This is a genomic window from Lederbergia sp. B243.17, from assembly GCF_057657925.1.
The window spans coordinates 99,880-125,129 of record NZ_JBWBKF010000039.1; the positions used below are offsets into that span (position 1 = coordinate 99,880).

At 45.6% G+C, this 25,250-nt stretch carries 23 protein-coding genes and 1 pseudogene; 17 read left to right on the forward strand and 7 right to left on the reverse strand.

Features of this window, described 5'->3' with window-relative positions:
- The first annotated feature begins 50 nt into the window (after window positions 1–50).
- The 12 genes and pseudogenes from AC0TWI_RS07745 (at window position 51) to AC0TWI_RS07800 (ending at window position 18,271) form a co-directional block, all read left to right on the forward strand.
- Window positions 51–1,724, forward strand: a complete 1,674-nt coding sequence (locus AC0TWI_RS07745) for a polysaccharide deacetylase family protein (RefSeq protein WP_488125762.1) — start codon at window positions 51–53, stop codon at window positions 1,722–1,724.
- 18 nt (window positions 1,725–1,742) lie between these two features.
- Window positions 1,743–2,969 carry a DegT/DnrJ/EryC1/StrS family aminotransferase gene (locus AC0TWI_RS07750; RefSeq protein ID WP_488125801.1) on the forward strand — a complete coding sequence of 409 codons (1,227 nt, stop codon included), beginning with the start codon at window positions 1,743–1,745 and terminating at the stop codon, window positions 2,967–2,969.
- 26 nt (window positions 2,970–2,995) lie between these two features.
- Entirely contained in the window at window positions 2,996–4,840 is a 1,845-nt protein-coding gene (locus AC0TWI_RS07755) for an NHL repeat-containing protein (RefSeq protein WP_488125763.1), read from the forward strand.
- A gap of 7 nt (window positions 4,841–4,847) precedes the next feature.
- Window positions 4,848–5,933 carry an alpha/beta hydrolase family protein gene (locus AC0TWI_RS07760; protein WP_488125764.1) on the forward strand — a complete coding sequence of 362 codons (1,086 nt, stop codon included), beginning with the start codon at window positions 4,848–4,850 and terminating at the stop codon, window positions 5,931–5,933.
- A gap of 70 nt (window positions 5,934–6,003) precedes the next feature.
- Window positions 6,004–7,428: an extracellular solute-binding protein gene (locus AC0TWI_RS07765; RefSeq protein ID WP_488125765.1), complete on the forward strand. Its 1,425-nt coding sequence runs from the start codon at window positions 6,004–6,006 to the stop codon at window positions 7,426–7,428.
- A gap of 31 nt (window positions 7,429–7,459) precedes the next feature.
- Window positions 7,460–9,691, forward strand: a complete 2,232-nt coding sequence (locus tag AC0TWI_RS07770; protein WP_488125766.1) for a heparinase II/III domain-containing protein — start codon at window positions 7,460–7,462, stop codon at window positions 9,689–9,691.
- A gap of 29 nt (window positions 9,692–9,720) precedes the next feature.
- The gene (locus AC0TWI_RS07775; protein WP_488125767.1) at window positions 9,721–10,338 is read left to right on the forward strand and encodes a YesL family protein; all 618 of its coding nucleotides are present in this window, start codon (window positions 9,721–9,723) and stop codon (window positions 10,336–10,338) included.
- A gap of 186 nt (window positions 10,339–10,524) precedes the next feature.
- Window positions 10,525–11,429, forward strand: a pseudogene (locus tag AC0TWI_RS07780) (ABC transporter permease).
- A 20-nt stretch (window positions 11,430–11,449) separates the two neighbouring features.
- Window positions 11,450–12,325, forward strand: coding sequence for a carbohydrate ABC transporter permease (locus AC0TWI_RS07785; protein ID WP_488125768.1), 876 nt, complete (start codon window positions 11,450–11,452; stop codon window positions 12,323–12,325).
- Window positions 12,326–12,387: 62 nt separating this feature from the next.
- Window positions 12,388–13,977 (forward strand): extracellular solute-binding protein, encoded by a 1,590-nt coding sequence (locus tag AC0TWI_RS07790; RefSeq protein WP_488125769.1) that lies wholly within the window; start codon window positions 12,388–12,390, stop codon window positions 13,975–13,977.
- Between the two features lie 184 nt (window positions 13,978–14,161).
- Window positions 14,162–16,990: a hypothetical protein gene (locus tag AC0TWI_RS07795; protein WP_488125770.1), complete on the forward strand. Its 2,829-nt coding sequence runs from the start codon at window positions 14,162–14,164 to the stop codon at window positions 16,988–16,990.
- An 81-nt stretch (window positions 16,991–17,071) separates the two neighbouring features.
- Complete coding sequence (locus AC0TWI_RS07800; RefSeq protein ID WP_488125771.1) at window positions 17,072–18,271, forward strand: glycoside hydrolase family 88 protein; 1,200 nt, start codon at window positions 17,072–17,074, stop codon at window positions 18,269–18,271.
- Window positions 18,272–18,351: 80 nt separating this feature from the next.
- On the opposite strand, the gene AC0TWI_RS07805 is transcribed toward AC0TWI_RS07800, so the two are convergent.
- The 5 genes from AC0TWI_RS07805 to AC0TWI_RS07825 form a co-directional block, all read right to left on the reverse strand.
- Window positions 18,352–18,459, reverse strand: coding sequence for a YjcZ family sporulation protein (locus AC0TWI_RS07805; protein ID WP_488125772.1), 108 nt, complete (start codon window positions 18,457–18,459; stop codon window positions 18,352–18,354).
- A gap of 276 nt (window positions 18,460–18,735) precedes the next feature.
- Complete coding sequence (locus AC0TWI_RS07810) at window positions 18,736–19,017, reverse strand: hypothetical protein (protein ID WP_488125773.1); 282 nt, start codon at window positions 19,015–19,017, stop codon at window positions 18,736–18,738.
- Between the two features lie 9 nt (window positions 19,018–19,026).
- Entirely contained in the window at window positions 19,027–19,416 is a 390-nt protein-coding gene (locus tag AC0TWI_RS07815) for an SHOCT-like domain-containing protein (RefSeq protein WP_488125774.1), read from the reverse strand.
- A gap of 13 nt (window positions 19,417–19,429) precedes the next feature.
- Window positions 19,430–19,795 carry a DUF2089 family protein gene (locus tag AC0TWI_RS07820; RefSeq protein WP_488125775.1) on the reverse strand — a complete coding sequence of 122 codons (366 nt, stop codon included), beginning with the start codon at window positions 19,793–19,795 and terminating at the stop codon, window positions 19,430–19,432.
- A gap of 226 nt (window positions 19,796–20,021) precedes the next feature.
- Window positions 20,022–20,120, reverse strand: a complete 99-nt coding sequence (locus AC0TWI_RS07825) for a YjcZ family sporulation protein (RefSeq protein ID WP_488125776.1) — start codon at window positions 20,118–20,120, stop codon at window positions 20,022–20,024.
- 210 nt (window positions 20,121–20,330) lie between these two features.
- Between AC0TWI_RS07825 and AC0TWI_RS07830 the strand changes: the two genes are divergently transcribed.
- A complete protein-coding gene (locus AC0TWI_RS07830; RefSeq protein ID WP_488125777.1) occupies window positions 20,331–20,591 on the forward strand; it encodes a hypothetical protein in 261 nt (86 codons plus the stop codon).
- 59 nt (window positions 20,592–20,650) lie between these two features.
- Here the strand turns inward: AC0TWI_RS07830 and AC0TWI_RS07835 are convergent, their stop codons facing one another.
- Window positions 20,651–21,451 carry a DUF2268 domain-containing putative Zn-dependent protease gene (locus AC0TWI_RS07835; protein WP_488125778.1) on the reverse strand — a complete coding sequence of 267 codons (801 nt, stop codon included), beginning with the start codon at window positions 21,449–21,451 and terminating at the stop codon, window positions 20,651–20,653.
- Window positions 21,452–21,534: 83 nt separating this feature from the next.
- Between AC0TWI_RS07835 and AC0TWI_RS07840 the strand changes: the two genes are divergently transcribed.
- Genes AC0TWI_RS07840 through AC0TWI_RS07850 form a run of 3 tightly spaced genes read left to right on the forward strand, consistent with a single transcriptional unit; the run spans window position 21,535 to window position 23,017 of the window.
- Window positions 21,535–21,810, forward strand: coding sequence for a hypothetical protein (locus AC0TWI_RS07840; RefSeq protein ID WP_488125779.1), 276 nt, complete (start codon window positions 21,535–21,537; stop codon window positions 21,808–21,810).
- A gap of 24 nt (window positions 21,811–21,834) precedes the next feature.
- Window positions 21,835–22,548: a class I SAM-dependent methyltransferase gene (locus tag AC0TWI_RS07845; RefSeq protein ID WP_488125780.1), complete on the forward strand. Its 714-nt coding sequence runs from the start codon at window positions 21,835–21,837 to the stop codon at window positions 22,546–22,548.
- A 28-nt stretch (window positions 22,549–22,576) separates the two neighbouring features.
- Window positions 22,577–23,017: an N-acetyltransferase family protein gene (locus AC0TWI_RS07850; RefSeq protein WP_488125781.1), complete on the forward strand. Its 441-nt coding sequence runs from the start codon at window positions 22,577–22,579 to the stop codon at window positions 23,015–23,017.
- Between the two features lie 202 nt (window positions 23,018–23,219).
- Here AC0TWI_RS07850 and AC0TWI_RS07855 read toward each other — a convergent pair whose 3' ends face one another.
- Window positions 23,220–23,864, reverse strand: a complete 645-nt coding sequence (locus AC0TWI_RS07855; protein WP_488125782.1) for a VTT domain-containing protein — start codon at window positions 23,862–23,864, stop codon at window positions 23,220–23,222.
- Window positions 23,865–24,048: 184 nt separating this feature from the next.
- Here AC0TWI_RS07855 and yedE point away from each other — a divergent pair, with 184 nt between their 5' ends.
- Window positions 24,049–25,248 carry a selenium metabolism membrane protein YedE/FdhT gene (yedE, locus tag AC0TWI_RS07860; protein ID WP_488125783.1) on the forward strand — a complete coding sequence of 400 codons (1,200 nt, stop codon included), beginning with the start codon at window positions 24,049–24,051 and terminating at the stop codon, window positions 25,246–25,248.
- The last annotated feature ends 2 nt before the right edge of the window (window positions 25,249–25,250 follow it).

Sequence of the window (25,250 nt, forward strand, 5' to 3'; positions counted from 1 at the left end):
TCATAAGTGTATAAACGATATCCTACACATATAAAAGGTTGGTGACAGGGATGGAGATAGCCAGGATTGGGCTGTTTTTTGATGGACAGGCGGAAAAGGATCGCTGGTCAAAACAAGAAAATGTTTTCGAAAAATATGCAATTGAAGTATTGGAGCATGCACGTGTTCCTTTTCAAGTAATAGATGATATTTCAGATTTTCATAAAGTGGATGTTTTAATTGTCGGTATTGCTGATGAAGGCCCCCATATCAAAGCCGCATTGATTCAGTACGCCTCTTCGGGAGGCACAATTATCAGTTATGCAGGCCTGGAATTCCTGAGCAGTGATCTTGGATGTAAGGTGCAGCAGGCGATGGGAACCGGATATGCAGATCTGGCGCAGGACTATGCTGAAGGTGCACCTCTGCGTTATTTGGAGGCAAAGCCATGGGAAGCGCCAAGCTCCGATACTGTATACGGGGTGGGGAAACTGGGTAACGACGAGCAGTCTCCGCCAGCGCTCCTTCACATTCCGGTCGGATTGGGATCGATTGAAAGATGGGCCGTCAACATCCCAAAAACAATCGTTAATCTTCAGCAGGGAACAGCACCAATAACAATAGATGGTGCACCCGCACCAGATGGATCGGCCAATCTTGATGAAGGCATTCTGAAAGCGGATGATGGATTTAAATTCGACTGGACGGAAGATCGCGAGTTTACGAAAACAGGTATGCCTTATTTTTCCGTTCCGCACGCCGATTTATGGAGAGAGGTCATGGTTGGGCATTTAGTCCGAAGTTCACTGGAAAAGGGCTTGCTCCTGCCTGTGATTGAGCATTGGCCAGCAGATGTCAATCATGTTGCCATGATTTCATTTGATAGTGATATGAATATACATGAGTCTGCGGAAGTGACACTGGAGCTGCTAAAGGATGAGGATGTCCAAACGACGTGGTGCATCATTGCTCCGGGCTTCAGTGAAGAGGTGTATGAAAAGGTGAAAGAGGACGGTCATGAACTTGCGTTTCATTATAACGCGCTTGAAATGGAAGATGGTGTCTGGTCCAAGCAGGCTTTTTCAGAACAACTCGATTGGCTGAGAACGGCAACAAATGAAAACGGTATCAAGTCCAATAAAAATCATTACACCCGTTTTGAAGGCTGGGGAGAGCTTTTCCAATGGTGCGAGCAAAATGGCATAGAAGTCGATCAAACGAGGGGGCCAAGCAAAAAAGGCAACGTCGGCTTTCTTTTTGGCACATGCCAGCCTTATTTCCCTATCTCCCTGGCGGATGAACGCAATCGCTTCTATGACGTATTGGAAATCGGCTTTCTGACACAGGACATGAACCATCCGGCTTTGGCGGATACAACGATTATCCATCCTTTTTTGGAAAAAGTTAAACGCGTCAATGGAGTCGGGCATTTTCTGTTTCATCAGTATCATATTCTCAATATTCCTGAGGTGAAAGACGCTATCACGTATTTTATCCGGGAGGCCAAAGCACAAGGTTTCACATTTTGGACATCCAGGCAAATTAATGAATGGGAACGTGCACGGAGAAGTGTAAACCTGTCTGTTGACGGAGGGTTCCATATATACAGCCGCATGGAGATGCCTGATCTGGCCGTTTGGATGCCTTCCGGCGAGGTCCGGAATGACGAAGAATATGTCTATAAATTTGGATTGGCCGGTAAGAGACGAGTAATGAAGGTTCAGACCAATACGGTTGAATTATAAGGAGTGTGTGAAATGGCAATGGATCAGCTTGCTATTCATGGAGGACCGAAAACAAAGATGACTCCTTTTGGAACGGGGAACCGTTTTGGAGAAGAAGAAGTGAGGGAGCTTGTTGAAGCTCTTAATCAAAACACACTTTTTTACCACTTCGGAAATAAAGTGAAACAGTTCTTATCCGACTTCAATGAGATGTATGGAGTAAAATATAGTGTAGCCGCCTCTTCGGGTACGGCCGCCTTGCATGTGGCCATCGGTGCAGCGGGGGTCACGGTGGGGGATGAAGTCATTACGAGTCCTATCACCGATCAGGGAACGGTCGTCGGCATCCTTTATCAAAATGCCATCCCGGTGTTTGCCGATTTGGACCCCCATACGTATAACTTGGACCCGGCTTCCATTGAAAAGAAGATTACGCCAAGGACCAAAGCAATCCTGGTCGTTCACTTAGCCGGCAATCCGTGCGACATGGACCCAATTATGGAGATTGCCAAGAGGCATCACTTGAAAGTAATTGAGGATTGCGCCCAGAGCTACTTAACCCGGTATAAAGGAAGGCTGGTCGGCACGATTGGAGACTATGGATGCTTCAGCACGAATGATTTCAAGCATATTTCGACTGGGGACGGCGGCATTATTACCGTTAATTCGGGAGATGAAGCCGATTATCAACGGACGCATGCCTTCGCCGATAAAAACTATCAGCGGCTGGATGATAAAATTTCACGAGACATTCATTACGTAGCGCCGAACTACCGGATGACGGAACTTCAGGGAGCGGTTGGAATTGCCCAATTGAAAAAACTCCATTGGATTTGTGAAACGAGAAATCAATACGGCGAGATGCTGAATAAAGCCGTCGCTAAAATCAAAGGGCTGCATCCGATGGCTGTTTCAGAAGAAGATTATTGCACCTATTGGTTCTATATGTTCAGACTGGATCGAAAAATCATCACCTGTTCCAGTGAACAATTTTCTGAGGCCCTGGCTGGGGAAGGGATTCCTAACCAGGCAGGCTATATTCCAAAAGTCATCTACGAACAGCCATTGTTCCAGCAGAAACAGGCATACAGGAACAGCCATTTCCCTTTTGATCTGTCGACGGAAAGCTATGAAAAAGGGAATTGCCCGGTAGCAGAAGAGATTTTGGATACCGCCATCAGGATTAATATGAGTGAGTTTTACGATCTGAAAGATATTGAGGATATGATAACCGCAATAGAAAAAGTGGCCAACTCGTATTCCTAATTTGTAATGGGCAAAGGGGGATGATCATGACGGTAAACAGGGAGGTAGTTGACCATGGGATCCTTGTCAATGCGGCCGAATCCAGAACTGCAGGGATCTGTATAAACAAGGATGGGGGAGAGCGGATTGTCATCGCCGCCAAGGGGTTTGTACTTATCATCAATCCTGACACGGAGGAGACGAACCAGCTGTTCTTTCCTGAGCAGCACAAAGAATATCCCTTTGCTTCTTTCAGCAGCAAGGCAGGGATATTTTACACCGGAGCTGGAAATATGCTGATGGTCATTGATCCATTTCATGAAGTGATCCTTGATTATCAATGGATTGACAACGGAGAAGAAATCGTCGGTTTTAGTTTTGCCGAAGATGCCAAAGGAAACATCTATTTCACCTCTTATCCAGGCTGCCATCTCTTCCACTATTGCCCGCAAACGAAAGCGATTGTCGATCATGGATCTATGAGTGATACAGAAAAATATCCGGCAAGCCTCGCCATTGATGAGGAAGATTGGATATACATCGGTGTTGGAACTGAAAGCAAGAATGTGATTGCCTTTCATCCTGAATCACGCGATAAAATATCGCTTGTTCCATTAAATGAAAGGACAAGAGGAGCGGGGTACGTCTACAACGGTGTCGATGGTTCTGTTTACGGATCATGGGAAGCAGAGGATCTGAAGGATGCCCATGAATCATCTGCATGGAAATTATTCTTGGATGGAAAATGTGCACAAGCAGCCGAGCCTTCTCCCTCCCTATATACAGGACAAAGTTTTAAACGTGTTCACAGAAATGGTCAGGGAAATTATCGTGTGCTGGAGCTCAATCTTCCGGAAGGCAGCATCGTTATTGAAAAACAGTCGGAAAAGCCCAAAAGGTTCACGCTCCGATATGAATCTGAAGGAGCGGCTTTATCCATATTAGTGAAAGTTCAAAATGAACATATATACGGAACATCTATGCATCCGCTTCATCTTTTTCGATTTAACCTTTGTTCAAAAATAACCGAAACCTTCGGCGGAAGAGTGATTGAGAGAGGTGGAGGGGGGAATATTGCCGCCTACGCCACACAGGGCAGTAAGCTGATAGGATTCGCTTATGCCGGCGGGAAAGTATACGAATTTGATCTCGAACAGGAGATCCACATTGCGGAAAGCAGCCGAAATCCAAAACTCATCTTGGAGGAGAAAGAACATCTTCATCGTCCAAGGTGTGCCGTTTCCCATTCGGATGGAGACCATATCATCTGGGGGGGGGTTCCAGGATATGGGCTGGCCGGCGGGGGACTGGGCATCTATGATGTCGAGGGAAGGACAAATATTGTCATTCCCCACACCTCGGTTGTTACCAATCAAAGCACCGTTGCCCTTGGTATACTAAATTCGGGGGATATTTTGGGAGGAACGAGCGTTGAAACGCCTGGAGGTGCCAGTTCCAGCGAAAGGGAAGGGAAACTGTATCTGTTTGATTGGGCAAAGAAAGAAGTAGCCTTCATCATAAGTCCGGTACAAGGCAGCAGGGAGATTTCCCAGCTATTCATTGATCCGCACAACACGGCTTATGGGGTGACGGCAGAAGGGATCTACTTTGTTTTTGATCCATATAAAAAAGAAGTGTTGTACAAAAAGGATGTATCGGAGTTTGGGTCTCCCGTACGAAACTCCTTTGTGCTAAGTGAAGATCGTTCAGCCCTCTATTGTTTAGTAAGTAAGGCGGTCCTCAAAATAGACATAAGCAGAGAACGGGTGGTGGAGCCGCGTCTTATTGCACATCTTAAAGAAAATGCCACTAGCGGTGTGGTTTTACATAACGGCGACCTATACTATGGCTCAGGAAGCCGGCTGATGAGTATAAAAGTGGATAGGGAGTGATTGCAGGATGGCCTATTCTTTAAAGCAATTGAGAGAAGATGGGATTCCCCCTTTATTGAAGGGAATCGAAACGGTTGATGATTGGGAAAAAAAGCGGCAAGCTATCATGGATCGGTGGCTCGATGCAATCGGAGGAATCCCTGAGACCGTTCCGGTCCGAGCAAGCTTCTTTTCCATAGAAAAAGAGAGCGATCATGTTCGCATTCATTTACAATATGAATCTTCCTTCGGGGATTGGGTTACGGCCTACTTATTGGTCCCGGGTGAGGAAGGGAGCCGTCTGACCTTAGCCAATCTGGAGGAATCGTTATTTTCGCCTGAAAGCACCCCCAGTAAAAGGCCGGCCGTTCTCGCCCTCCATCCGACTTCTCCGGAAGGGAAGGATGATGTAGCGCTTGCAAGCGGCAGGGAAAACCGCCAATACGGCCTAGAACTCGTCAAAAGAGGCTATATTGTACTGGCACCCGACATCATCACGGCAGGAGAACGGGTAAAGCCTGGTGAGGAGCCTTATCAAACCGCATCTTTTTACGAAGAAAACCGGGATTGGTCAGCTGTGGCCAAAATGCTGGCCGATCATAGGCAAGGTGTTTCGTTTCTGGCGAGTATGCCGGGGGTGGCGGATATCGGCGCCATCGGGCATTCACTTGGAGGTTATAATGCCTTCTTTTTAGCCGGTATTGACGCACGTGTGAAGGCGGTCGTTTGCAGCTGCGGATTTGCCGTCTTTGCAAACGATTCGGAAAGAGAGCGCTGGGGAACGAGAAGCTGGTTTTCCCATATCCCGAAGGTGAGTGAGTACTTGGCAAATGATGAAGTACCATTTGAATTTCATGAAATTGCTGCATTGGCTGCTCCAACCCCTTTCTTTCTTTGGATGGGACAAAAAGACAAGATCTTTCCACATTGGGAGCCGGCAGCTGCAGCCATCCATCAAATAGACCGTCTATATGCTTTATTGGGTGCGGAACACCAATTTACTTCATTAATCGGGAATGAAGGCCATGACTTTCCGCTTTATATCCGGAAACTGGCGTATGATTTTTTAGACGTAAGACTGCAGGCTTCTTCAGACAATTGTGGGAAAATTTGAAAATGGTTTTTGCAAAACCTTTCTCTCTCAATTAATATTAAACCATCAAGATGTATAGGAGCGGTATGCGGTGCTGAAAAGACGAAGCGATTTTGAAATCAAATACCAGAGATTTCTATCCGAATTAAAAGGTGAAATCATCACCGGGAGGTTAAAGCCTGGGGAATTTATCCTTCCTGAAAACACGTTAAGCAAGGAGTATGAATTGAGCAGGGTTTCCATCCGGAAGGCCCTTGCCGAGCTTGTAGAGGAAGGGTTGATTGAGAAAATACCTGGAAAAGGCAACCGGGTTTCCCTGCCGGAAGAAACGTCAAAGCAAACCATTACGTTGGGCTGGTATTCTGATTCGTATGAAATTGAGATCATACAGGAGATCATTTCCCGATTCGAACAATTGAATCCCTATGTCAAGGTGAACCTTCAGCTATTCCCTGCTACAGATTATGTGTACGCGTTAACCCAATTGATTGAAAATGGCCAAGGGCCGGATGTATTTATGGTGTCGGACTTGCATTTCAGGCAATTGGCCGCTGCCAATCGGCTGGATATCATTGACCCATATGTACCGGAACACTTACAGCCAGATAAAGACAGTTACCCAAAGTTATTTGACATGTTTTCGGTAGATGAAGAAACAATCACTACCCCTTTCTTATTTTCTCCCGTCATTATTTGTTTCAATAAAAGAATGTTTTCAGAGGCTCGGATTCCTAATCAGTATAAATTGGAAAGCTGGGATGACCTGCTAGAGACAGCGAAACGATGCACAAAGGACGAAGAAAACGAGGAACTTGTCCAGCAATACGGGTTTTGTTTTTCAGCTTCATCGAACCGATTTCCCGTCTTTATGCTGCAAAACGGCGGTAGATTTTTTGATGAGGAGCGGAGCCGTTCAGTCCTGAACAGCAGAGAAAATATTGAAGCGCTGACATTTTGTGTGGATTTAATGTATGAAGAAAAGGTTTCTCCCATTTTTTCTCACGGCAGCAATCACATGGCTGAAAGTCTCTTTATGCGTGAAGGGGCAGCGATGATTCTGACGACATATTTCTTTATGAACGAATTCAGGGATCATAAAATCAAATGGGATGTCATGCCTGTTCCTAAGAACAAGCATAATGCGACGTTACTGCTGGCAGGATCTCTCGGAATCAATAAGCAAAGTGATGTAAAGGAATCCGCCAAAGCGCTCATCAATTACATGGTGAGTACAGAGGCTCAGACTACACTAAAAAGGAACGGCTGCACCATTCCTATGCTGAGGATTGTAGCGGAAGATAATTATTTGCTTCAGCCTGGAATCCACCCGGAGAACTACAATGCATTTAAAGAGGTTATGCCGTATGCGTTCACTACGAGGGATTTGCACTTAACCCATCCCGATATTGAACTGCTCGAAAACGAATTGCAATTCTTATGGGCTAATATGGAAAAGCCTGCAGATGCCTGTAAGCGGATTGAGAATCTATTAAATGAAACAATAACGAAAGAGTGAGAGAGATATTCTTAAAGTAAGGGAGATAAACATGACATATCCAAAGGAGTTTTTCTCGATCGAAAGCCATCCGCGGATTTTATTTTCCAAGCAAGAATTAAACACCTTTCGCAAAGGGATAGAAAAAGATCTCATGTCATTGGCAGATCGGTACGCGGATGAACAGCAATTTACTGTATCCTACCCGATGATTCAATTTGAACTCACTGTTGATCTTCCTTTGGTGGCCCTTGATCCATTGCCGGAGGCTGAGGGGTACGTTGATTTCCCTTATTGGACGATGTATTCCCGCGCTATTGAGGAGCGGATAACGGTTCTTTCCACCGCTTATGCGCTGACGCATCAGAAGAAGTTTGGAGAAAAGGTCAAAGCCTATCTACTGGCATTGGCTGAGTTCCCGAGGTGGTATGAATTTCCCCATAGAGGAGCGGAAGGGAACCTAAGCAATGCTCATTTTACGCTGGCTGTGGCCATTGGTTATGATTCCGTCTATTCCTTGCTGAACGAGGTAGAAAGGGAGACGGTTCGGCTCGCTATGTTGGAAAAGGGACTGAAGCCCTTTGAAATAGACTTTGACAATCAAGACAGTCATAACATTATCGCCTCCAAACGGGTGGCAATGATGATCGGGGCTTTGTCCATCCTTGGTGAAAAAGAGGTTGCCAACTATCTTTCCAACGCGTATGAGTACTTGTTTGCCTACTTGGAGGACAGAGCGTCCAGCCCCGAGATCGAGGGACTCCTGTATACAAGTGTGGCTGTACGTCATATATGGATGGCGGCAGATGCGCTATACCGGGCTACAGGAGATGCAACGCTTGTCCGGCATCCGTACTTTGGCACCTTTCTGCCTGAGCTATTTTTATATATGATGGGAAATGAAGAGAAGCAAACATTTGTGAATTTTTCCGATTCCTTTTATAAGCTGGATATCCGTTTTCTGATGGGAATGATTGCTCACAGAAATCAGCACCCGGCAGCAAGCTGGTTTTTTAGAAAAGCGGAAATCGACAGCAAGCCAATCTTGCTGGATCAGGACGGCATGCCTGATCCTGTCGCTCCAGGCGACTATTTTGAGGGTAAGTACTCAAAGGTTTTTCCTGCCATAGGCTGGGCAGCCTTGCGCAGCGGGTGGGAGAGAAAAAGTCATTTGCTTGCCTTTGCGTCAAGCGGTTCGGCCAAAAACCATAATCACTTCGATCAAAATAACTTTGTCCTTCACATCCATGATGAATGGCTGATCACAAACCCTGGATATCAGGATTATGTGGAAGGGCCAAGGAATGAATATACGCTGGGGACGATTGGCCATAACGCCATGCTGGTAAACGGAAAAGGGCAGCAAGTATTGGGCAACGGCAGAATCGACGAGTGGTATCTTTCGCCGTCCTTCGATTATTGCAAGGGGGACGCAACAGGGGCTTACAACGGCACGGTAAAGCGGTGGCTGCGGCATATTCTTCACATAGACCAATCGTACTTTATTTTAATCGATGAAGTGGAAAAAATCAGGGCAGAGGACCAACTGTCGTTTTTATACCATACAACTTCAAAGGTGATTGCAAAAGGCAGAGAGCTGAACGTGAAGGATGCGATTGAAGGCGGACAAGTGGAGTTCGGAGGTGAACAGGCCAGTGTTTCCCTGTGCCTCTGCTATCCAGAAGCTGCAGAGATGAAATTGGATCAATTTCCGGGTGCGGAAGAATACGGAACATATGTAACGGTTGAGCCGAATCCAGGCCCGCAAAGTGACACTGTCGTTACGCTAATAGTGCCTCATGCTGCAAAGCTGCTGAAGGGACAAAATTGCGTCTACCATGTCCACCCCGATGATGAAATGGTCAGTTTACAGGTAAATCGGCTTGATGGCCGGATGACAGATTATATCCTTTTCAGCAAAAATCAGACGATTGAGATGATCTCTAAACAGGGAGGCTTTTCGGCAAGCGGCGAAAAGGCATGGGCCTGTGTGAACGAACAGCTTGGTCGGCCGGTTAAACTCCAGTTGCTTAATGGGCATCACATATCCTTTCGAGGCAACACATTCATACAATCAGAGAAAAAGATCCACGCATCCATTACATTGGACGGGCCAATTGTGCAGTATGATATTGAAGCGGAGAGTGACACAAAGATACAATTTCCATGCCAGCATTCAACTGTCATGGTGAACGGGCAAAAGATCGAACGGAAAGAAATTGAAAAGGCAGAACTGCCGCTCGAGGCAGGAAAGCATGTTATTACAGTAAAGCAGCTTGATTAGCAGGAAGTCATAAAGGAGCGCGTCGACGTATGGAACTGACAGGGTGGAAGGGGAAATTGCAACGTGTTTTGGAATGGGTGATGAGGCTCGCCTATGTAAATATATTGTGGCTGGGCGGTATCGTGCTTGGTTTGGTCGCAGGGGGATTTTTCCCTTCCACGATCGCGATGTTTGCCGTCATCCGAAAATGGATGTTGAAGGAAGAGGATGTAAAGGCCGGAGCGTATTTCTGGAAAACATATAAAAGTGAATGGCTGAAAGGAAATGGATTTGGCTATATTTGGCTGGCGATTGGCCTGGTGCTTTATTTTGACCTTACGTTCTTTCGCGGTTTTTCCAACCTGGCAAGCCTGATCTTCACCTATATTACCTTCATTCTAGGGGTTGTGTACGTTTGTGCATTACTGATTGCCTTTCCTGTTTATGTCCACTACGAGCAGCGGGTTGTCCAGGCGGTGAAAAACTCCATTCTGCTGACCGTATCAAATCCTGTTTTTGCTATTGTTCTGGTTATCGCTTTCGGCCTGCCGTATTATGCAGTATTTAAATTTCCGGGGTTATTACCCTTTTATAGCGGCAGTTTGATTTCGTTCTGTTTATTATTCATATCACTAAAGTTATTCGAGAATTTGAATAATAAACAATAGGAAAAATATTAAAAATGTTATTGAAAACTCGTTCAGTATGTATTATTCTTAATTCACATACCTGTTACATACATGTAGTTAATTGAACGTAGTTCTTCTGAAAGGAGACAGGTGATGGAATTGAAAAAGGTAGACGCACATGTAAATATCGATCAGCCTTTCCTTGTTACACCTGAAAGCAACAGAATGAGCCGGCTCGGTAAAAGACTGGTAAAAGATAAGTATCTCATTCTCCTGCTTTTGCCTGGGATTTTGTATTTCCTCATTTACCGGCTTACACCCATGCTCGGTATTGTAATTGCGTTCAAAGATTACAGCGCTTTCAGAGGATTGATGGATAGCCCCTGGTGGGATTGAAATATTTCAAACTGATTTTCCAAGATGCAGAGGTAATTAGGGTCATATGGAATACGCTGCAAATCTCTTTTTTGCAAATTGCCTTTGCTTTTCCGATTTCGATTATTTTAGCCCTGATGCTGAATGAGGTAAAAAACCAGACGTTTAAACGCCTGATCCAGTCTGTTGTCTATCTCCCTCACTTTCTATCTTGGGTAGTTGTCATTGGTATTACGGTTATTTTCCTCCGGAGCGAGGGGCTGCTCAATACCTTCTTGACCACTAAGTTCGGGATGGATCCGATCGGTTTTTTGACAAATCCGGAATTGTTCAAGCCGGTTGTCATCCTGCAGGTCATCTGGAAGGAATCCGGCTGGGGCACAATCATTTTCCTGGCGGCACTTGCGGGAGTTAATCCGGCGCTGTATGAAGCTGCAGCGATGGATGGGGCGAACCGCTGGAGACAGATTTGGCACATCACCCTTCCGGCAATAAAGAGCACGATTATCATTCTCCTTATTCTCCGTCTGGGGAATGTGATGGAGACTGGCTTTGAACAGATTTTCCTCATGCTGAATCCATTTAATATGGATGCCGGGAATGTGTTGGATACGTTCGTGTATTTCAAAGGGATCCAGCAGGCCAATTACAGTTTTGCGACAGCCGTTGGATTGTTTAAAGGATTGGTTGGACTGATCCTCGTTGTGTTGGCAAACCGCATGGCCAAGAAGTTTGGTGAAGAGGGTCTGTACTAATAGGGGAAGGAGGAAATTCCATGTATAGAAATACGCTCGGTTCAAAAGTATTCGATTCTATGAACATACTGCTCTTGATTATAATCGCCGTCACGATGATCTTCCCATTTTTCTACGTATTTTCGGTTTCGTTTTCATCGGTAAGCGACTTTCTGGAAAATGACTTCCTCTTGTGGCCAAAGGAATGGGTTACGGATGCGTATGAATATATTTTGAGCTCTGACCGGTTTATCCGGTCCCTTGGCGTAACGATCTTTATTACGGTTGTCGGCACTGCTGTCAATCTTTTCTTTACAGCGACGATGGCATATGCACTGACAAGGTCAGTCATTGGACAGCGGGCCATCCTGCTTATGGTCATTTTTACACTGTTGTTCTCTGCCGGGATGATTCCAACATACATGATTGTGAAAGCAACCGGACTGATCAACAGCATATGGTCACTTATTATTCCAGTAGCTATCAGCCCATTCAACCTGATCATCATGAGACAGTTCTTCCTGAGCATTCCGGATGAATTGAAAGAGGCTGCGATCATTGATGGGGCAAATGAAATCCAGATTTTCAACAGGATCATCCTGCCGCTGTCAAAACCATCTCTCGCAGCATTCGGACTTTTTTACGCTGTAAGCCATTGGAACAGCTATTTTACAGGAGTGCTATACATAAGCGATCCTGCGAAGTGGCCAATCCAAGTCATCTTGAGGCAAATCGTTATTGTAAACGAGCCTAACGCAGCCTTGGGGGCAAACGAAATGATGCTGGAGACCCTGCCGCCGCCTGTCACAATTCAGATGGCCGCCATCCTGCTGGCGACACTGCCGATTTTGGTTGTGTATCCGTTTCTGCAAAAACATTTTGCAAAAGGGGTGATGCTCGGCTCAGTAAAAGGCTGAGAAAGAATCAACTTTAGTGAAAGCGCTTAAAAAGACGCAATACCAATATTGGGGGGATAATCTTGAAAAAGGCTAAGATTACGCTGATGATGATGTTGGTTTTATCACTGCTTCTTGCAGCTTGTTCATCTGAAAAGAAAGAAACGAGTAGTGAAGGGAAAGAGAATAAAAAGCAAGTCGACCCGTTCGATCACTCTGAAAAATATGAAATTACCGGAATGACCTTCCGCTTCGGTGATCCGCCTCCGGCCAAAAGCCCTGGTCTGGATATGATCAACGAAAGATTTAATGTAGACTATAAACCCGAAATTATTCCACAAGGGGATTATGTGGAGAAATCCTCTGCGATTGTCGCTTCAGGATCCATGCCCGATTTGATCGGATTTGAACCGAACGATGCAAGGTTCTATCAATGGGCAGCAGAGGGAGCATTCCTCCCTTTGGATGATTATTTAAAGCATTATGATACGCTGGGCAACATTCCGGAGCATATTTACGACGCCTTCAAAGTGAACGGAAAGATTTATGGAATTCCAAGATATTCACAAGAGTACCCTGTAACTCCTATCATTCGTAAAGACTGGCTTGATAACTTGGGTCTGGAAATTCCGACGAGCTACGAAGAATTGAAGGAAGTGGCGATTGCATTCACGAATGATGATCCGGATAAAAACGGCAAGAAAGATACGTATGGACTCGCCATCGGAGAAAACATTAACCCGAACTTCAATATGGGAACCTATTGGGACTTCAGTGCCTGGTATCACCAGAACGAAGATGGGGATTTCATTCCGGGAATTATTTCGGAAGGCAGAAAAGAATTGATTGGCTTCTTCTCAGACTTGTACTCAAAGGGAGCTATGACAAAAGACTTTGCCGTTCTTAACTGGCAGGACACTAACGCTGAATTTTATTCCGGCAAGGCAGGAATATTCATCGGCGGTGTAGCCGGGATGTCCGAGCCTTATTTGCAAGGTTTGCTTGATATTGATCCGGAAGCTGAATTGGTTGCCATTCCTCCGTTCAAAGCGCCTGATGGATCAATCGGATTTACAATGGGATCAGGTAATTCGGGAATTATGGCACTGAACGCAAAATTGGAAGGGAATGAAGGAGAAATCTACCGTGCACTTGAACTGGTTGATTTCGGCAAGAAATTCTATACAAGAGAAGAGATGACACCGGAAAATGAAGACTTTGATTTCTTCTGGGGCAAAGAGGGAGCCGGCTATAACATGGAAGATGGGGCTCCTGTCAGGGTACCTGAGTTTTCTACGGACGGTTTGGCGCCTTCCACGTACTTCCTGGATAACCGCGGGCATTTGCCGGAAGGACAAAAGGTTCGTTATGCAGATGATTATACATTGGAGCCAATGAAGAATCTGGTCAACTCGCTACAGGATATGTTTGAATCCAATAAACTGTACGTCAACCCGATCCACGGAGTCGTTTCCAAGACGGATCAGGAAAAAGGCACAGACTTAATTCAGTTCCTGATGAATGAGCAAGCGAAAATGATCGCCGGCCAAAGACCGATTTCCGATTGGGATAAACTTGTGGATGAGTATCTCAAGCGCGGCGGCGAAGCCATCATCAAGGAAACGAATGAAGGAATCAAAGAAAAAGGATATAAAGAACAACAATGGAAATAAGCTAAGTCTCTCTGACCGTTTAAGACATATAAAAAATAGAGGAGTTTCAACGGGACTCCTCTATTTTGTTGCGTACCGGGCAGAAGCTGTTGTGTGTATCGGCCAGCCAGTTAACTAGCAGTCTCCTAAACGGTCATGTTATACAAATCTTGCTTGGTCAATAAGTGATAGGAGGAGGAGTTTCATGAATAGATCTCGGAAGTTTTTCAGAGGCATGTTGATTGTTTTCATGCTGATGCTGCTTGCGCCACAGATCCCAATAAAAAGCGCGGTTGCAGAGGAATTACAGACTGGCCCTCTCGTCAACGGCGGATTTGAGATAGATGAGAATGGCGGCATCCCCGGCTGGAAACCTGATGGTTCCTCTGAAAAGGTAATAATTGACCAGGAAGTATATGCCGAAGGGAAAAGCAGCCTGCGGATAGAAGACAACTCTACCACTGCTTCTTATGGTGCTGTCAGTAATCCCGTCATTGTTGGTCCGTTTGAAAATGTCACGTTGACAGCTGACGTTTTGAAAAAGTCAGGAGCGGGTGGAAAAGCGGATCTCCGTTTTTACAAGCGGGATGGAACACTGTTATCGGTGGTCAGCTCCCTGGTAGACACAGCTGCTGTCCGAAATGATGAATGGCTGACCCTTCGATTGGCAGCGGCTTCACCTAAGGAAGCGGCTTACTTTCAGGTAGCATTTTATTCCCCGGAAGAAGCAACAGGTGTGTATTATGCTGATAATGCAAAAGTTGCAGTATCTGTTCCTAAGGGAAAGATTACAACTATCGGGCCGCAATCAACCAGTCTTACAATTATGACAGGAGCCTACGGCAAGGACAAGCAGGGCCGCGATGTCATGTACACGGTCGCACAGGGAGACCCTGCCCAATTTATTGTCAGCGATGTCAATACGAAAGAGATTTATGATCAGCAACCGCTGGTGGCCCTTGATGGCAGCAATGCCACGGCTGCCTGGGCGATCACAGTGGCCTCAGATGGCAAGGTATACGTAGGAAGTACGCCCAATGGAACGTTATTCCAGTATGATCCTGCCACAGGGGCCATGCGCACAATCGGCAAGCCTGTTCCGTCAGACACGGTCATCTGGGTGCTTACGCCCGGCGAGGACGGGAAAGTATACGGAGGTACAGGCTATTCCCAGTCCATTTTCGAATATGACCCTGCCACCGACAAAGCAAAGGTGCTGACCTCTTTTAAAACAGCATCAAAGGAATCCCACGTCCGCAGCCTGGCGTATGATGCTGAACGGAATACGCTGTATGTCGGCGGTGCAGATGTTGCAAAGCTGTATGCATATAACCTTTCAACCGGAGAAAAGAAACTGATAACGGGCTTTGGAGGCAAGACCTCCGTATATGACCTTCAATATACGGCAGGAAAGCTGTTCATCCGTGTTGATCCCGGTCCGGTCATGTATGTGTATACCCCGGAAAACAATACGCTGATTGTCAAAGACAATCCCGAATATAACACACGCGGATTTTCACCGGTTTCACCAGACGGAAGGGTTTTTTATACGTATTATGAGCCGAAACCGGATGGAACCAATCAATGGTCCTTATATGCTTATGATGTGAATACAGGAGAATACGGGTCGTTGGGCGTGGATGTGAAAGGGCCGGGTATCGCGTTCTCCTATGCCGAATTGAACGATCCCAAATTTCCGGGTGTCACGTTAGTGGGGCTGGCAGGAAACAGCGGCCGGGCTTTCTACTATAACTTGGAGACAGGCTATACAGAAACGCCTGAACTTCCGCTCCCTCCACAATTTGTTGAACTGTATAACATCGGAAAGAGTATAGACGGCAAAATCCTCAGTTCGGGCTTTATTTCTGGGGGCGGCCTGGGAGTATACTCTCCAAGCCGGGATGAAACAACTCTCTATCCATCACTTGGGCAGGTCGAGGGCTTTGCCACACTGAATGGGAAAGTATATTTTGGGGTTTACCCAAGAGCCTCTATTTTCGAATATGACCCGGCAAAACCATGGAACAGGACGGATCCGAGCGAGCCATACAATCCGCCGAGACTTACCCAGCTGGGTGACGAACAAGACCGCCCTGTCGCAATGGTGGGGGTGGAGGAAGAGAACAAGATGTATATCGGCTCTTACCCAATCGCGGGGAAGACCGGCGGTGCACTGACCATCTATAATCCGGAGACAGGAGTTTTTGATGTCAAACGAAATATTGTCCCGGGGCATTCGATCAATACGCTTTTATACCGAGATGGCAAGCTATATATGGGAACAGGTGCCATGGATGGCAGCACATCCGGAAAATTGGCTATCTATGATACGTCCTTGGGCAAGATTGAGTATGAAACAGTTCCGGTGGAGGGGAAGAAATCCCTTTCCGCATTTATCTGGGGGCCAGACGGCAATTTATGGGGGATGGCGCTCGGAACGCTGTTCATTCTTGATCCGGATACGAAAGAAGTCATCTATAGGGAGGATAAATTCCCAACTGCCGACTACGCTCATTCCAATCCGCGCTTGATGATCGGTACAGACGGAAATGTATATGGCTCCATTTTCATCGGTTATGCGGCTGATAAAACCTATACGAGCAAATTAATCAAAATTCATGCGAATTCGAAAGACGTGGAGGTCATTCTGGAAGGGAATGTTGAAAAACTGGCCCAGGACGACTTCGGCAACTTCTACTTTAAATATGGCAGTGAATTGATGAAATACAGTGATCCGGATTTGACTGTCGGCCTTAAAGAGGTCAAAGCCGAGATTAAGTCCGACCGGCTGAGACCGGGTGATGAAACCAAACTGGATTTTACCGTATTGCTGGAAAAAGGCATAAAAACTACGGAACTTTCAGGTGCAGTTATTCAATATAAATCGAGCAAGCCGAGAGTGGCTGAAGTTGATAAGACTGGAATTATAGCTGCCAAAGCTCCAGGCAGAACCGAGATAACCGTCACTGTGACACTGAACGGGGTCACCGTTAACTCAACCCCTATTCCAGTTCTCGTGACTGGGCCAAAATAAGTGAATCGGCGCCCCTGTTCGAAAATGGGCAGGGGCGGCACTGGAAGTACAATCAAGCAATTGGAATTTGAGGTGAGTAGGATGGCGGGAATTGTGATGGAAGTGAGGAAGGAAGAAATCCGAAAGGCAGAACGATTTGAGATAGTTCCAGTCGTGGATCAGGCTTTTGTGGACATGGCCATTGAACATGTATTGGCCAAAATCGATCAAAGTTTAGACGTTTTTACGGATAAGTTCCCGGACTCAAGCAGTGTAAACCTAGTTTATCAACCAATAGAAAATGTGGAATGGACGACAAGCTTCTGGACAGGAATGCTTTGGCTCGCCTATGAACATACAGGTCATGAAAAATATCGCAACGCAGCAGAGAAACAGATTGCCAGTTTTAAAGAGAGACTGGAAAAGCGAATTGAGCTGGATCACCATGATCTGGGGTTTTTATATACGCTGTCCTGCGTCAGTGCCTATAAGCTTACTGGCAATGAGGAAGCCAAGCAAATTGCCATTCAGGCAGCTGATTTGTTGATTACCCGGTATCACGAAAAAGCAGGAATCATCCAGGCATGGGGAAATCTCAATGATCCGGCGGAGCGCGGACGGATGATCATCGATTGCAATTTGAACCTTCCCCTGCTTTATTGGGCATCCGAAGTTACAGGGAAGATGATATACCGTGACATAGCAGAAAGCCATATTAAACAGGCGGCGAAATACATTGTACGTTCCGATGCGTCCACTTTTCATACGTATTATATGGATCCGGAGACAGGGGAGCCGCTGTATGGAAATACAAGACAAGGCTATTCGGATGATTCTTGCTGGGCACGCGGGCAAGCTTGGGGAATATATGGATTTCCCCTGAGCTATCACTATACACATGACTGGAGCCTGATAGAACTGGCGAAAAAGCTGACAAACTACTATTTGAATCGGCTGCCTGAGGACAACATCTGCTATTGGGATCTGATTTTTACGGATGGGGAGGAAGAGCGTGACAGTTCAGCAGCCGCTATTGCCGCCTGCGGACTTCTCGAATTGGTGAAATTCATGCCGCTGACAGATCCAGAGAAGAGAGTATATGAGAATGCGGCTCTAGCGATGATCCAGTCATTATCTGAACACTACACTACGGAGATTGGCAGTAAAGCAAACGGCGTTTTGAAACACGCAGTTTACCACAAAGGCGGAAATCGCGGAGTCGATGAAAGCTGCATATGGGGAGATTATTACTATTTCGAAGCGCTAATCAGGCTTTCTAAGGATTGGAACATGTATTGGTGAACATGAAGAGCTGAACAGAAGTTCAAACAGACAAAAAAGGGCCGCTTTCGGCCCTTTTTGGCATTTCACTGAACGCTGCATCAATAGATATAAGCTGTACCAATGATAATCAACAAGATAAACAAAACGACGATTAGGGCGAAACCTCCGCCGTATCCTACGCCTCCGCCTCCAACTACTTCACTCATCTTCACAACACCCCCAAAAAGATTTCTCAATACCCTATGTAGCATGCTCGCTTTTGTTGTGGGTACGAGTCCTGCGTTTTGGGGCCGGGACGAATTTTTTTTCTGTGGGAGATTAGCTTGGCAGATTGATTTGTTTAGTAAATCTTTATATTGCCGACAGAGGTTTTGATGCGCATATTCCCTCTCAATGAAGATGAAAGGCAAGCGGGTGCAGGGGAAATTCATTTTTTTTACAGTCAATGCTGTTACTGCAAAAAACGTATTATCAGAAAGATACTACAGTATGACTTTCACTACGGTCCCGTCCTTTGCTTTGATATCAACCAGGACGAGGCCTTTATAATTTTTCAATTCCTTGACAACCGGCTTTAGCATTTCTTTGTCCAGTTGCGGAAAGGAAAAGTCCAGTTGCTTTCTTTCAAAGGGCTCTTTTGTCCATTTAGTGAGGTTTTGCTGAAAGACTTTTGAAGTCACGATGGAAACAGCGATATTTAAAAAGATATAAGGAACAGGGATGGAAAGCCGAACGTCTTTTGCCTTCACTTTGACATGCATCATCGGAAATCACTACTCGATGAAGACTGCAACGGTATCCCCGTTGGCCGATTTTATGTCTACAATCTGTCCGTCCAACTCGTTTTCGATGGCTTCTATAATAAGGTTTATGTCAATATCTTTAACGTATTTTTCCGATTGGGGGATGCTTGCTGCAATGCTGTGACCAGCGAGCAGTAAAACCTTGACCAGTTTTATCGGCACATTGACGGTAACGTTATCACTTTCTGCTGAGACAATCCGGACTTTTAATGTTTTATCCAAATAAGGGCTGGGGTTTTCAATGATCTTTTTTCCTGATTCCTCTTTCTCTTTCAATACTTGAATCAGTTGGGATCCCTTCTCGGCATCTATCTTTCCTTCTTGCACCATCGTTATCACTTTTGAAATTTCTTCTTTCATGCCCCGTTCCTCCTTAATCCTCTTTTAAGAGTGTAATCGCTTCGTCTGCTGAAATTTCACCATTTTCCAGCATCTCTACCACTTTTTTCTCATTTATTTCATTTTTCTTCTTCTTTTCATATCCAAGGGATGAAATGATGTCTGTGAGCTTACCCCGAACCGTTGGATAAGAGATTCCCAGTTCTTTTTCCACTTCCTTGATATTTCCTCTGCAAGTTAAAAATACTTCCACAAAATGGAGTTGATCCTTTGATAACGATGCCAGCTTAGATAACTCAAACTCATTTTCAATCGTCGTGTGACAATGGGAGCACTGCAGCTTTGTAACCTTTAATGATCTGCTGCAGACAGGACAATTTGTGATTACTTGGTAAGCCATGTTCATACATTCCTTCCTCTTGATTGATTTGATTATATAACATTAATCGAAAGGAATAAACAACATATTTTAAATTTGTGATTTAAAAACTTAAATAATTTAACCTTATTATTAATAATATTAATTTATCTATGATTTTCAAGTGGGGTGGTTTCAGTTAAGTGAACAACGAAAAAGGAAGAGCCGAATCCGACCCTTCCTTCTTTACGGTCACCGTTACAGTACATCAGCAATATGCTGTGCCGATAATAACAAGCAATATGAACAAGACGAGAATCAATGCGAACCCGCCGCCGTATCCTGCACCACCAACTACTCCACTCATATTTGTAACACCTCCAAAAGGACTTCCTGATATCCTATGTAACTTTTCTCCTGTTGTAGCTGCCCGATTCATCTTTTTCTAAACTATGATTTTTCCTTGGAGCATATTCATCCACCGTGCCCTTGTACGATTGTCCTCGTCTATCAGTCTATACGCTTATCCAGCTTGGTACATATAGTGCTGTATGGCGGAAAAAAACGAGGTGATCAAATGTCAGTTGAACATTATTATGGTATGTGCCAAAGGTACATGGGCAGAGGTGTGGAAATAAGGACCCGGGATGGAAGAGTACATCGGGGCATTGTCCAAAATGTGAGCCGCAATCGGGTGTTTATCCGTCCGTTTGGCGGCAGACCAGGCTTGGGTGGCTATGGTTACGGATGGTACGGGTATGGCTATGGCGGATTCGGTTATGGAATTGCACTAGGCGCCATCACCGGAATAGCGCTTGCTTCACTGTTTTTCTGGTAGTTCGGATAAATTTTCAAAGCTAATGAGGCAGGATTCGGACGATGGTCCGTCCTGCCTCATTAATGTAGATGCGATCCACCTTCAGGGATCTTTGCGATGGTCTCGGCTGACAGTTCCATCAATTCGTCGGTTTTTAATCCTTGGCCTTCGGTATAGTTACAGACTAAGTGGTAACCGACACAGTATCCGGCCATTTTAGGATAACCTTTCAGCCCGTACAAGATCCGATGGTGCTTTGGATGTTTTTTTCTCAGGTCCTTATAAGGGAAAATCACTGAATTCCAGATGTTTTCGACCTGTGCGCGTGAATAATATCGGGTCCAGGCAGCTGCCGCCTCTTCTCCAAGCCTTTCCCGTACAGCATGTTCGGCGAGACCTTCCATAATGATGGAATCCAGCAATGTATAGTCTTCCTCCTCTTTCTTGTATCTTGCGAGCCTGCAAATATGGTGGTATTCATGGGTGAGCAATGCCTGTAGATTCTTTTTTTGGGAACCCTCCGAGACAAATAAAAACAATTTATCTTTAAAGGCGAGTCCTGAGGTGCCGTTTGATTCTGCCCGCATTCTTCGATTTGCGGGATCTGACGGCAGGATGAATATCGGGACGTCAGGCCCTTTCCAATCTTTTTGCAGCTGCTGCGCTTCTTTATTGATGAAATCCCATACATTATTTTGCTGCAGGGTCCGGATCTTTTCCCTGCCGTTTTTTAAAGGAGAGCGGTACATGCCATGAGAAGTAAGGTAATCGAAGATCAAATCGGCAGAAGCATTAGGGAAGTAGTCTATTAGTCTTTTGCAAATTTCAAGTGGCTGCCCGGTACCGTCAAGCAGCCACTTGTCTGTCCTGACAACACTCATAACTGCACATCCTTGATTCGTGTTATTTGCATAGTATGTCGCCAGCAATAAACAGTTCATATTTCATAAAAGGGGGATTCATGATGTTTTATTCGAAATCTGGGCGGATGCCCAGCCCGCCGTCCCAACCGGGGCATAGGATGATGCAAAGGCCGGGGCAGAGGTTCAGACCTCCTCGTCAATCCTTCCAGGGGCTTAGGCCGTATTCGGCACAAGCAGGTGTCGGGAAGGATTGGTTTTCCATGTTCAAAGACGGAGAAGGAAAATGGAATTATGAAAAAATCGCATCTTCTGCGAAGACGGCAAATGCTGCGTATAAACAGTTCAGTCCATTTATTAAAAGGATGTTCATAAAATAGGATTGGACAGTAGGAGGAGAAAATATGACGAACCGATATCTGGATTGCCTGGCTGCATTTGGAGTGGGAGGGGCACATCCGGGCGGACTTCAATTAACGAAAGAGATGTTGTCCGGGGAACGCATTGAAGAGGGAATGGAAATTCTTGACGCGGGCTGCGGAACCGGGCAGACTGCCGCTTATATCGCAGCACAATTCGGCTGCCGTGTGACAGCTGTGGATTCCAGCCGAGTAATGGCCGAGAAAGCAGAGAAAAGATTATCAACGCTGCAATTGCCCGCAACCGCGATGGAAGGTGATATTCATCAGCTACCGTTTTCCGATCAATCCTTCGATCTGATTTTGGTAGAGTCCGTATTTGTGTTCACCGATGTTCAGCAGTCTATCCCCGAATGCAAACGGCTGTTAAAACCAGGAGGGAAGCTGCTTTCGATCGAATTGGTTCTGGAAGCGCCATTGCCATCCCAAGCTGCGGAAGAACTGCTTGAATTTTACGGAATTCCCCGTCTCTTGACCGAAAAAGAATGGGTGGAACAGTTCCGTTTCTCGGGCTTTACAAGGGTTTCGGCGGAAAAGCCGGATAAAGCGGCCAGTCCGTCAAATTTGGATAACGCTCCAGATTTCATGCTTTCCGACACGATTGTAGACGAAATGCACGAGGTGCTTGCTGATCATTGGTCACTTTCGGAGCGCTATCATGCACAACTGGGATATCGGATATTCAGATGCCAGGAGTAAATGATTCTGGGAAAAAGGAGAGGGGCATTTGATTATTAGAAGAGCGACTTACAAGGAAACACAACAAATCTTTCAAAATGCATTGAGTGTCTTACAGGAGGCGGCCGCAGGCTTTGTTAAGCCAACCTGGGAAAACGCCAAAAGCGTGGTTCAGTCCTTCATCGACCATGGACACCATTACCTGGTATTCGTGGACAACAACATGATATGCGGTTGGATCGGGATAGGGGAGCTTTACGATATCCATGCAAATCAAAAGGCGGGATACATTGCCGAACTATACGTACTGCCTCAGCACCGCAACAAAGGGATCGGTAAAAAGCTATGCATGGAGGCGATCAGGAGGATGAAGGAGCAGGGCTTTAAGAAGGTGCAGCTGGATGTCTTCGGCGGCAATCCTGCTAAACATTTGTATGAAGCACTAGGGTTCTATGATGTGACTACCCTGATGGAAGTAAAGGTGAATTGAAGTTGGGGAGGAAGGTTGAACTATTCAAAAGCAATGCCTAGGAAATAAAGATGGCTGGATGGGCAGGAGCGGATCCAACGTTTGAAACGGGGATCCGTCCATCCAGGGCCGGGAAATAGGGGCAAGGGGAAGCATGGTTTACATAATGAAAGCAAAACAAGAGCAGCCTGTGCTGCTCTTGTTTTTGTTCACGTTCTATTGATCATTTTTTCTTTGATCGTTCTTTCAGCACACCGATAATAGCCGGCAGAACCGATAAGAAGATAATCGCTAAAATAACAGTCGAGAAGTTGTTTTTGATAACGGGAATGTTTCCGAAGAAATAGCCGGCAATCGTACAGACTCCCACCCAAATGGCAGCACCTATCACATTATAAAGTAAGAAATAACGATAGTTCATTCGGCTTGCACCTGCGACAAAGGGGATAAATGTACGGATAAACGGCATGAATCTGGCCATAGCAATCGTTTTTCCGCCATGCTTGTTAAAGAATGCCTCCGCTTTGTCCATTTTTTCCTGGTCAATCAATCTCCCAAAAAAACTGCCCGGTTTGATTGTGGTTCCTACTTTTTTTCCGATATGATAATTGACCGTGTCTCCAATCACCGCTGCGACAAAAAAGACAATGAGGAGCAGAACGATATTCAACGCTCCCACCGCAGCAAATGCTCCGCCTGCAAATAGAAGCGAGTCGCCTGGCAAGAACGGGAAAATCACAATTCCTGTTTCAACAAAAACGATTAAGAACAAAACGGAGTACGTGCCAGCTCCGAACTTTTGGATGATTTCCACCAAATGCTCATCAATATGAAGGATAAAACTGATCAAGTCTTGGATGATATTCATGTCATTCTCACTTCCAATGTTTTTTGCCAACCTTTTTAATCATACCTTTTACAGACGGAGTTGTCCTTATCAAATTGTTTACAAAAGGTGAAACATGTGAACTGGAAATGTGTATAACTTCTATACAAAAGTTTCATATTACAGTAGACTATGGTATGAAAAATAAAATAAGGGGCTTTAAAGGATGAAAACTGTAAAAGACCGAATTTTTAACCAGTATTGGAGTCCCTATTTAACAATTGGATTAGCCGGTATCTTGAGTGCTGTCTATTTCGGTATAACGAATACAGTGTGGGCCGTGACCGGCGAGTTTACAAGATTGGGCGGCCACATTATGCAATGGTTTGGTGTGGATGTTTCACAGTGGGCGTATTTCAATTTGATATCGATAGAGGGTACACCATTTACCCGGACAGATGGATGGATCGTTTGGGGGATGTTTATTGGTGCATTGCTGATGGTCCTTTTCAATAATAACTTCAAAATCAGGGTGCCCAACCAAAAGCGCAGATATGTCCAAGGATTGATCGGCGGGATTCTTGCCGGTTTGGGCGCGCGGCTTGCACTCGGCTGTAACTTGGCGGCTTTCTTTACCGGAGTACCGCAGTTTTCATTCCATGCGTGGATTTTCATGATTGCCACTGCGATTGGGACATATATCGGCTTTAAAATCATTCAAACAAGATGGTGGAAAGGGAAGCCGATTTTACGAAAAGGAGCGGGTAAACAATCTGCTCAACAAGCGTCGAAAGTGCAGCCGTATATCGGAATCATAGTGGCTGCAGCATATGTTGCACTCATCGTTTTCTTTTTTGCGTCAGGCAGGACGATGCTTGGAGTCGCTGCTCTGTTCGGCTGCTTGTTCGGAATTTTAATCGAACGCGGGCAAATTTGCTTTACCTCCGCTTTCCGTGATTTATGGGTCAGCGGCAGAGCGAAAATGTCAAAAGCGATTGCCTTTGGAATGGCTGTAAGCACGGTCGCCACTTTTTTCATCATCATGCACTATGGACTCGAACCAGTTACCAAAGTGGTGGCACCCAGTACATTTATCGGCGGAATTTTGTTTGGTGTAGGGATTGTCCTTGCCGGCGGCTGTGAAACAGGGATGATGTACCGCTTGATGGAAGGGCAAATCGTATTTATTCCGGTTTTTGCCGGCAATATTATTGGCGCTACCTTCGTTGCATATGCTTGGGATCATTTGCATGTCTATGCCACGCTTGTCGCCAGTGGGTCAAAGATCAATCTATTGACCGTTTTAGGTCCATGGCCTGCACTGATCCTATCGGTTCTTCTGCTCGCTTGCTGGTTTGCGGTTTCTGTATATTGGGAGAAACATTACCGATTTGGCGAAGGTTTTTCATTTAAAAAGGGGGCATAATC

What these genes read in the sequence shown, in the direction of transcription:
- AC0TWI_RS07760 (WP_488125764.1), top strand. Translation starts at nt 4,848, where the DNA reads ATGGCCTATTCTTTAAAGCAATTGAGAGAAGATGGGATTCCCCCTTTA.
- AC0TWI_RS07830 (WP_488125777.1), top strand. Translation starts at nt 20,331, where the DNA reads ATGTCAGTTGAACATTATTATGGTATGTGCCAAAGGTACATGGGCAGA.
- AC0TWI_RS07805 (WP_488125772.1), bottom strand. Translation starts at nt 18,459, where the DNA reads ATGAGTGAAGTAGTTGGAGGCGGAGGCGTAGGATACGGCGGAGGTTTC.
- AC0TWI_RS07820 (WP_488125775.1), bottom strand. Translation starts at nt 19,795, where the DNA reads ATGGCTTACCAAGTAATCACAAATTGTCCTGTCTGCAGCAGATCATTA.
- AC0TWI_RS07770 (WP_488125766.1), top strand. Translation starts at nt 7,460, where the DNA reads ATGACATATCCAAAGGAGTTTTTCTCGATCGAAAGCCATCCGCGGATT.
- AC0TWI_RS07795 (WP_488125770.1), top strand. Translation starts at nt 14,162, where the DNA reads ATGAATAGATCTCGGAAGTTTTTCAGAGGCATGTTGATTGTTTTCATG.
- AC0TWI_RS07800 (WP_488125771.1), top strand. Translation starts at nt 17,072, where the DNA reads ATGGCGGGAATTGTGATGGAAGTGAGGAAGGAAGAAATCCGAAAGGCA.
- AC0TWI_RS07755 (WP_488125763.1), top strand. Translation starts at nt 2,996, where the DNA reads ATGACGGTAAACAGGGAGGTAGTTGACCATGGGATCCTTGTCAATGCG.
- AC0TWI_RS07785 (WP_488125768.1), top strand. Translation starts at nt 11,450, where the DNA reads ATGTATAGAAATACGCTCGGTTCAAAAGTATTCGATTCTATGAACATA.
- AC0TWI_RS07835 (WP_488125778.1), bottom strand. Translation starts at nt 21,451, where the DNA reads ATGAGTGTTGTCAGGACAGACAAGTGGCTGCTTGACGGTACCGGGCAG.
- AC0TWI_RS07815 (WP_488125774.1), bottom strand. Translation starts at nt 19,416, where the DNA reads ATGAAAGAAGAAATTTCAAAAGTGATAACGATGGTGCAAGAAGGAAAG.
- AC0TWI_RS07840 (WP_488125779.1), top strand. Translation starts at nt 21,535, where the DNA reads ATGTTTTATTCGAAATCTGGGCGGATGCCCAGCCCGCCGTCCCAACCG.
- AC0TWI_RS07845 (WP_488125780.1), top strand. Translation starts at nt 21,835, where the DNA reads ATGACGAACCGATATCTGGATTGCCTGGCTGCATTTGGAGTGGGAGGG.
- AC0TWI_RS07775 (WP_488125767.1), top strand. Translation starts at nt 9,721, where the DNA reads ATGGAACTGACAGGGTGGAAGGGGAAATTGCAACGTGTTTTGGAATGG.
- yedE (WP_488125783.1), top strand. Translation starts at nt 24,049, where the DNA reads ATGAAAACTGTAAAAGACCGAATTTTTAACCAGTATTGGAGTCCCTAT.
- AC0TWI_RS07745 (WP_488125762.1), top strand. Translation starts at nt 51, where the DNA reads ATGGAGATAGCCAGGATTGGGCTGTTTTTTGATGGACAGGCGGAAAAG.
- AC0TWI_RS07825 (WP_488125776.1), bottom strand. Translation starts at nt 20,120, where the DNA reads ATGAGTGGAGTAGTTGGTGGTGCAGGATACGGCGGCGGGTTCGCATTG.
- AC0TWI_RS07810 (WP_488125773.1), bottom strand. Translation starts at nt 19,017, where the DNA reads ATGATGCATGTCAAAGTGAAGGCAAAAGACGTTCGGCTTTCCATCCCT.
- AC0TWI_RS07750 (WP_488125801.1), top strand. Translation starts at nt 1,743, where the DNA reads ATGGATCAGCTTGCTATTCATGGAGGACCGAAAACAAAGATGACTCCT.
- AC0TWI_RS07855 (WP_488125782.1), bottom strand. Translation starts at nt 23,864, where the DNA reads ATGAATATCATCCAAGACTTGATCAGTTTTATCCTTCATATTGATGAG.